This window comes from Gluconobacter sp. GP1 (assembly GCF_032913585.1).
GTDB classification, from domain to species: Bacteria; Pseudomonadota; Alphaproteobacteria; order Acetobacterales; family Acetobacteraceae; genus Gluconobacter; species Gluconobacter cerinus.
Genome location: NZ_JASGXC010000016.1, coordinates 6843 through 8329, shown reverse-complemented (window position 1 = coordinate 8329; position 1487 = coordinate 6843). Strand labels below are relative to the sequence as shown.

Here is a 1487-nt window from a genome sequence, read left to right as displayed (position 1 = left end):
ACGATCCGGACGTCTGGCTGGTCAGTTCGATCGAGGAGTACGACGAGGACCGGCAGGTCGGCACACAGGGGCCGCTGTTCTCCGAGCGTGTGATCCAGGCGACGCTGGAGCCGGAGGTGCACAGCGCCCATGACGCGCTCGCGGTCTGCCTGCACGAGACGGGTGTGGTGGAGATCCCGCGTATTGCCGAACTGCTGGGGCGCGCCGAGGACGAGGTCATCGCGGAACTGGGCAGTGCCATCTACCTTGATGCCGGACGCAGCCAGCCCGGACGCGATGTCTGGGTGCCCGCCGATGAAGCCCTGTCAGGGGCCGTGCGCACGAAGCTGGCAGACGCCCGCAAGGCCGCTGAGACCGATCCGCGCTTCGCCCGCACCGTGGCCGCGCTGGAAGAGGCCCAGCCCGAGGATCTGCGGCCGAGTGACATTACGGCCCGTCTGGGGGCACCGTGGATCCCGACCGCCGACATCGAGGGCTTCATCGCCGAGGTGATCGGGGTCGAAGCCGGCGTGTGGCACACGAAGGAGGTGGCGTCCTGGACCCTGGACAAGGGACCGTTCCGGGGCAAGGCCGAAGCGACGTCCGTCTGGGGCACCGAACGCCGTCCCGCGGGGGAGCTGATCGAGGATGCGCTCAATCAGGCCATTCCGCAGATCTGGGACGCCTGGCGCGACGAGAACGGCGAGCACCGGCAGCTGAATGCCCAGGAGACCGAGGCCGCCAAGGAAAAGCTCGCCGCCATCAAGACGGCCTTCCAGGCCTGGGTGTGGCAGGATCCAGAGCGCGCCGAGCGTCTGGTTCGCCTGTATAACGACACCTACAACAACCTCGTCCCCCGCGCCTTTGACGGCTCGCACCTGCAGTTGCCCGGGGCCAGCACCACGATCCAGCTGCGTGCCCACCAGAAGCGGGTGGTCTGGCGCATCATCGCCACGGGAAACACTTACATGGCCCATGCCGTGGGATCGGGGAAAACCTTCTCGATGTGCGCGGCGATCATGGAGCAGCGCCGTCTTGGCCTGATCTCGAAGGCCATGGTTGTGGTGCCAGGACACTGTCTGGCGCAGATGGCCCGCGAGTTCCTGATGCTCTACCCGACCGCGAAGATCCTGGTGGCGGACGAGACGAACTTCGTGAAAGCCAGGCGCCAGCGCTTCCTCGCCCGTGCGGCCACAGGACAGTGGGATGCCATCATCATCACGCATGACGCCTTCAAGTTCATTCCGGTCGAGACCAAGTTCGAGCAGGCGATGATCGAGGCGCAGATCGCGTCTTACGAGAGCCTGCTGTGCGAGATCGACGCCGACGACCGCATCTCGCGCAAGCGCATCGAGCGCATGAAGGAGGGGATGAAAGCGAAGCTGGACGGGCTGGCCAGCCGTAAGGACGATCTGGTGCATCTCGGCGAGATCGGCATCGACCAGATCCTCGTGGATGAAGCGCAGCAGTTCCGCAAGCTGAGTTTTGGCACGAACCAGTCCAGCCTC

1 protein-coding gene is annotated in these 1487 nt (G+C 65.6%); it reads left to right on the top strand.

The genetic code is table 11. The features are described 5' to 3' along the window. Positions 1-1487, top strand: a 1487-nt coding sequence (locus R5H23_RS16135; protein WP_317216035.1) for a DEAD/DEAH box helicase family protein, incomplete at both ends; no start/stop codon positions are given.